Genomic DNA, 6,497 nt, shown 5'->3' with positions numbered 1-6,497 from the left:
AATCTTACTGCTTCTTCTTTGAATGCCTTGTCGTACCTGTTCATTGTCACTCGTCCCCTCGTTAGCTTTCATTTTATTTCATACGAGGGTGTTTTTCGACTGCATTTTTATCGTAGCACTCCAAAGTACGATTCCTTTAACTTAATATTTATTTCTTCTCCAAGTTTTTCAACCCAGATGTCACCTTCTTCATCAATTGCAGATAAAAATAATCCACTCCATACGTCCCAACCTAGATGTAACTTTATATTGTCTTGTTCTAGATCTAAATAATTTCCATCGAATCCAACAATCATCGGTCGTGAAACAAATCCATATTCTCTTAAGAAAAATGCGATCTTAAGTAGTATTTCTGGTTCCGCATTAAATATTTCGAACGAGTTTCTATCTTTAGCTGGTTTAAGATACTTACCTTGTAGTACTTCCATAGGTACTCTCCGCTCTTAATGATTTCGCCATCATTCATCTAACGTTAATGTGTTCACGACGTCCCACCGACTTAAGGCGACGAAGTCGCCGAGCGCGACGCGCTTTGTCGGTGTGGATGTATCCGGCTGCTTCCGATTCCTGCTTCTGTCAATTGCATCTCCGAATCCTCTTCTAACTCCGGTACGGACCGAGGGCCGAATGGCCCGAAACGTGAATATGATGTTAGATGAAGCTAATCCTTCTTGAATAGGCTAATATTGAATTATTAATTTTCCTTAGATTCCTTTGTCCAATTTGTAAAGGGTAAATAATCCTTATTATAAATCCCTCTAGAATAAGCACGTTGAAGATATTTAATTTCTTTTTCAAGTTGCTTTAAGATATTTAGCTTCTGAAAGTTAAAAGCTTTCTCTTCACTAATTATTCTGTTGCAATGAAAAATATATTTCGTTTTATTAATATAGAATTCAAGGATAAAATCATCCATTCTTCCATTCCAGGAATACGAGGTTACTTTATATTTCTCGTTAGAAAAATTTACCTCGAAATCATATGCATAAAACAGCCTAGAAATTTTTCTGTTAATTCTTGTCTTTAATAAGAACAAAATAATAATATACACTTCCTTTTGAATTTTTTATTTATAGATTTTGCATTAATTTCATCTAACGTTTTGTATTCACGACGTCCAACTCCCTTAAGCCCGAAGGCGGCCGCGATGCGGTTAGGGAGTTGGATGTGTCCGGCTGATTCTGCTTCCCTGTATCTGAGTTGCTCCAATCGAATCCTCTTCAACTTCTGCCGGACCAAGGGGCAACGCCCCGATGCGTGAATATGGTGTTATACGACGGAGCCTTGAAATACCCAATTAAGTCTTATTAAGTCGATTGTCTTCTAGGATCCTTATAAATCTTTCCTTTTGCTCTTTGTTCTCCATCTGTTTAATTACAAATCCTTTTTTCTTCTCAAACACAAAGAAAAAGTATTTATCCTTCTCAATAACTCTTTCAAAATATGACCATTCAAAATAAGAGCTTGAGTTATGAGTTGAAGATTTAATCCCTTTTTCGTCTAATTCAATTTCAAAAATCTCCCTATAATTCCTATCACTATTATAACTTCTGATTAAATTAAGATACCTACCGTTAAAATTCAAAAGGAAAATAATTACTGCTATACAAACAAGAATCCAACCTTTATGTTCATTGTAAAAAAGCATTAAAGAACCAAAAATAAAGTTTATACTTATTGCAAAGATACTAGTACTAATCTTGAACATATCAATAACTGTGAAGAACAAATTCATTGATCGAATATATTCACTTCGAGACAAAGTAAATGAGTACTTTATAGCCTCGATAGAAATCCCTCCCATTGAATATGCCTCGCTCTGTCGTATAACGTTCTATTCACGAACTTCGTAAATAATTCTATATGTAGGGTATTCGCGAAACTTTTGAACTATCCTGCCCGTTTAATCCCCGCATGGACCTGTACAATAACATAATGGCTCTATTTGGGACACAGTGGCTCTGGCTCATTAAACTAATGGCTCTACTACATCGAAATATTCAGCTGGGCAACCAGTCGCTCAGGAGGTGCTCTTTTTCTGTTTGCAACCACGGTGCCACCACGGAGGCATTTTGAGCACTATCCATCCTTCTCCACACGCACTCTAAAAAACACAAACAAAAAAATCCCTTGATTATCAAGAGATTTCATCATCCTAAGTATGGTGCGGTCGAGAGGACTCGAACCTCCACGGTATTGCTACCGCCAGCCCCTCAATGTCGCGGCCAATTCTCCCGTTGTATCCGTGATTGCTCGGAAGCCTACATAACCGGGAACTTAGGCTATTTGGTTCCTATCCGTCGTAGGCTAAAGTAAAGTCTCGGAACCTGGCCCCATGCTCTATGTCCTGGACAGTTAATTCAGCCACCTGCATAAGTTATGTACAAAACATTAGTTATTTATCCATATAAATGTGTAACCCATTTATATGAAGTCGAGCTTCTTAACCCCGGATCAACGTTACCTTAAACACACTTCCTAATTCGGAACTCGTCTCCAGTTCAACGCTCCCCTGGAAAAATGCAAGCAAATGGCGGACAATCGACAGCCCCAGACCAGCCCCGCCACTTCTACGTGCCCGTGACGAGTCGATTCGATAAAACCGCTCAAAAACCAGCTCCCTTGACGAAGGGGATATTCCATTTCCCGTGTCCGAAACTCGAACCACAACCCGGCCATCTTCATTTGAAACCTGCAGCGTAACGTTCCCATTGGGCCGATTATACCGGATGGCGTTGTCTAGCAGATTTCGAAAGACCAGGAATAAGAAGCTTTCTTCCCCCTTAACCAAAGCGGCGCAGGGCTCCATCAGATGAAGCGTCACCCCGTATTTGACAGCCATCGGTTCCATAAAAGAAGTTACGTCCGCGAGAATGTCGGCAAGCTCCACAATCTTGTGCTCGCTATGCTCCCGATCGTACGTGCCGTCAGCCAGCAGCAGCAAATCCTCCGTTAATGACTCTAATCGCGCGAGCGTCCGCTCTGTTGTCGCCCTGTAATCTCTCCACTCGCTTGGATCAATGCCATCGGCGTCTCCGGCCACTTCAAGATTCGTGCGTAGGATGGACAGCGGCGTTCTTAATTCATGCGCGGCCGCGGAAACGAAACGGGCCTGTTGTTTAAAAGAGTGTTCCAGCCCATCCAGCATCGCATTAAATACGATCCCGAGCTTCTTTAATTCGTCATGTAGTTGGTCAATTTCGAGACGTTTGTGCAGGGTGGTTGCCGTTATTCCAGAGGCTGTTTCGCTCATCCGTTTCACAGGCTTCAGGATAATCACGGCGAGCCAGTGCGAGCTGAGAATCATACCTGTTAGAACGACAACCAGGCTTATGATTCGCCCCTGCAATTCGGATACAATCCTGTAAACGGAGAAAAAAGACTCTATAGCCACATATAAAGTAATCAATATCGCCAAAAAAAGAATAGATAACAGCGTCACTCTTGCACGCAGTGAAAGCCGGTTCCACGGTTTCATGTCGTGTCCTCTTTCTTTGCAGTTGTGCTCAGAGCCCATTTATACCCATAACCTTGAACGGTCTGAATATACCTTTCTCCTGCCTCTGGATCATGGTACGAGAGCTTTCTGCGCAAGGAATTAATGTGAACCCGAACCGTTGAGGAAAGGGGATCCGCATGGATATCCCAAACATGCTCAAGAAGTCTTTCCGATGAAATGACCTCGCCGGGATGCAGTAACAGATATTCGAGCAAACCGAATTCTTTTTTCGTCAATGAAAGAAGAACATTCTCGAACCAGACTTCCTTTGTCTTCGAATTAAGGGTAAGCTGATCGAACTGCAGGACGGGGCTTTTCACGGACGAACTCCGGCGAAGGAGTGCCCGGATGCGAGCAAGCAACTCATTGAACACAAACGGTTTACGGAGGTAGTCATCCGCACCCGAATCGAGCCCTTCTTCCACCTCGTCCGGATGGTTGCGAGCTGTCAGCATGAGAATAAAAACATCGTTGTGGTGCGAGGATTGGCGAATTCGTTGACAAAGTGAAATTCCATCCAGCTCCGGAAGATTGATGTCAAGGAGAATAACGTCATAATCATTGGTATCCGCAAGTTCCCACCCGGTTAGCCCGTCAACGGCGATGTCCACTGCATAACCTTCCCGCCTTAAACCCTTCGCTAATGCGCGTGAAAGGTCCTCCTCATCTTCAACAATGAGGACTCGCATATCACCACTCCTTCCTCCCATGACAACGGTAATAGAATATCACACATTTTTCCGCGAAACGAGGAAAATCATGCAGTCTTTTGGAGCTTCACTTACTTAACAAGGATTTAACAGCTCGACCTTTATAATCATAGCAAATCTTCCTTTTGCATGGAGGATGTTTAACAGAATGGATAGAAGGAGGAGGTCTTTTGTTAATTGAGGTTGTATCAGCTGGACCGGGGTGTTCAATTTGTCAAAAAGCGATAAAGGTAGTGAATCAAGTAGCGGCGGATTTTCCGCAAATCGAGATTCAGGAGTTACATGTGGTCGATCAGTTTGAGCGTCTTCAGGAACTGAACATTTTCAGCGCCGGAGCGATTCTCATCAATGGAAAATCAGAATTTACCACTTTGCCCTCACTGCCCAAGCTTCGCGAACGTGTATATGAATTGCTTAATCATGAAGATAAATCCACTAGATAAAAGGAGAAACGCATGGAAGATTTATATCATTTTACGATTGCAGGCGGAATTTCCGCCTCTACCTACATCCTTGTGTTCGTCGTCGGAATCATGAGCGCGATATTGCCATGTTATATGCCCGTGCTTGCTATGTTTGCGAATTATGTCCAGAAAGGAGCTGCCGGCAATAGAAGAAAAGCCTTTCGGATCGCTGTCAACTTTATCTTGGGTACGGTTGTCACCTCGGTGTTGATTGGTTTGATCATCGCGCTGCTCGGTCAACAGTTCCTGCCCTCTGTTGAGAAATATCGTTTGCTAACCTGGGTTCCGCCCCTCTTTGACATATTAGCGGGGCTGCAGTTGCTTGGTGTCATATCATTCGCAATGCCTACTTTCCAAAAGCCGCTCAGCGGGCCAGAACTCCCGCAAAGCAACTTGGCCGCTTTCAAGCTAGGAATTCCTTATGGACTTGTTATTTCGCCTTGTGCGATTCCCATCTTTTTTGCGCTGATTAGTTATATCGCACTTCAGGGAAGTCCACTACACGGAGCGTTGCTCATGACGACCTATTCGTTAGGGAAAGGCATTATACTCGCGGCTGTTGCAGTCTTTTCCATTTCCATTCTAAGCAAATTGGCAAAATGGGGCGGTCCTGTTAAAAAAATTGCCGGCTACCTCTCAATCGTAATTGGCATCGCTTTTCTGGTTATTGGGTTAAAATAAGGAGGAGAATTATTCATGTCATTAAATCAAGAGCTAGAAGAAATGAAACAACAGTTTATCGCCCATTCGCCCGCAGAAGTCCAGGCCGAGATGTTCCGTTCGATCCGGGAGCAGCAGGAGTCGGGATTCCAGTATGGCCTGCAGGAAGGGCAGAAGGCGAAAGATTTTACGCTGAAAAACTCGATGGGCATCCCCGTTTACTTGTACGACGAACTGGCCAAAGGACCTGTCGTTCTAACCTTCTACCGCGGAGGCTGGTGTCCTTACTGCAACTCGCAGCTCCGGGCGTATCAGAAAGTGCTGCCGGAGATTGAAGCGCTGGGCGTCAGACTCATCGCCATTAGCCCGCAAAGCCCAGACAACACGCTTTCCCAACAGGAGAAGGAAGGATTGCAGTTCCAAGTGTTGAGCGATCCAAACGGTCTGGTGGCCGCCTTTTACAATATTTTGTACGACGTACCGCCGTACATTCAGGAGATCATGACGAACCTGTTCAAGCTGAATTTGACCGAATACAACGCGACCGAGCGGTGGATACTCCCCATTCCTTCCACCTTCATGATCGACGAGTCCGGCATTATCCGTTCCGCGTACGTCAACCCGGATTTTATGAAGCGCTTTGATCCGGAGGATATTCTGAATGAGTTAAGGAAGTTGTGAACTGCCATCGACACGACTTAAGACCGTCAGGGATTGCCCTGACGGTCCTTTGGGTATTCGTATCCGCACCCTCATCCTACGCTGCATCGCTTATGCTACTCGTAATAACGATGTTTTTCATCTTACTTGCTCCCCAACCATGCCTCACAAGGCAAAAGTACGATGATTTTCATCTCTAATCCCCAGGGGAGCGAGACACCATGGGCGGCAGGCTCCTCATAACGATGTTTTTCATCGTATTTGTCCCCAACCCACGTCCCACATGGCAAAGTACGATGATTTTCAATGCTAATCATCCCAATAGACAATCACGACTTCAAGTTTTTTATACTCCCAGACCTTCCTTGAAATCATCAATCACAAATTTTAACCACAAAAAAATCACTTTCTTTCGCTTCTAGGGCTGCTCTTTTTTATGTTTGCTACCACGGTGCTACTTCAGAGGCATTTTGAGCGCTTTTCCATCCTTCTCCACACGCACTC

Annotated in this window: 7 protein-coding genes; 3 read left to right on the top strand and 4 right to left on the bottom strand. The window is 44.1% G+C overall.

Annotation, left to right across the window (positions count from 1 at the left end; translation table 11 throughout):
- Positions 1-107: 107 nt before the first annotated feature.
- The 4 genes from FPZ45_RS22435 to FPZ45_RS22420 form a co-directional block, all read right to left on the bottom strand.
- A complete protein-coding gene (locus FPZ45_RS22435; RefSeq protein WP_144706727.1) occupies positions 108-428 on the bottom strand; it encodes a hypothetical protein in 321 nt (106 codons plus the stop codon).
- 869 nt (positions 429-1,297) lie between these two features.
- On the bottom strand, positions 1,298-1,804 hold the full coding sequence (locus FPZ45_RS22430) for a YcxB family protein (RefSeq protein ID WP_144706725.1): 507 nt from the start codon (positions 1,802-1,804) through the stop codon (positions 1,298-1,300).
- Positions 1,805-2,443: 639 nt separating this feature from the next.
- On the bottom strand, positions 2,444-3,478 hold the full coding sequence (locus tag FPZ45_RS22425; RefSeq protein ID WP_186438521.1) for a sensor histidine kinase: 1,035 nt from the start codon (positions 3,476-3,478) through the stop codon (positions 2,444-2,446).
- Complete coding sequence (locus FPZ45_RS22420) at positions 3,475-4,188, bottom strand: response regulator transcription factor (protein WP_144706721.1); 714 nt, start codon at positions 4,186-4,188, stop codon at positions 3,475-3,477. The genes FPZ45_RS22425 and FPZ45_RS22420 overlap by 4 nt, the downstream gene beginning before the upstream one ends.
- 191 nt (positions 4,189-4,379) lie before the next feature.
- Here FPZ45_RS22420 and FPZ45_RS22415 point away from each other — a divergent pair, with 191 nt between their 5' ends.
- The 3 genes from FPZ45_RS22415 to FPZ45_RS22405 are packed head-to-tail and all read left to right on the top strand — an operon-like array spanning position 4,380 to position 6,014.
- Positions 4,380-4,652, top strand: coding sequence for a thioredoxin family protein (locus tag FPZ45_RS22415; protein ID WP_186438520.1), 273 nt, complete (start codon positions 4,380-4,382; stop codon positions 4,650-4,652).
- Between the two features lie 12 nt (positions 4,653-4,664).
- Positions 4,665-5,354 (top strand): cytochrome c biogenesis CcdA family protein, encoded by a 690-nt coding sequence (locus FPZ45_RS22410; protein ID WP_144706717.1) that lies wholly within the window; start codon positions 4,665-4,667, stop codon positions 5,352-5,354.
- A gap of 15 nt (positions 5,355-5,369) precedes the next feature.
- Positions 5,370-6,014, top strand: a complete 645-nt coding sequence (locus tag FPZ45_RS22405) for a peroxiredoxin-like family protein (protein WP_144706715.1) — start codon at positions 5,370-5,372, stop codon at positions 6,012-6,014.
- Positions 6,015-6,497: the final 483 nt, after the last annotated feature.

Origin of the sequence: Cohnella terricola, assembly GCF_007786475.1 — a bacterium.
In the GTDB taxonomy this organism is placed as follows: Bacteria; Bacillota; Bacilli; order Paenibacillales; family Paenibacillaceae; genus Cohnella; species Cohnella terricola.
The sequence above is the reverse complement of the archived record's forward strand: the minus strand, read 5'-3'. Positions and strand labels throughout refer to the sequence as shown.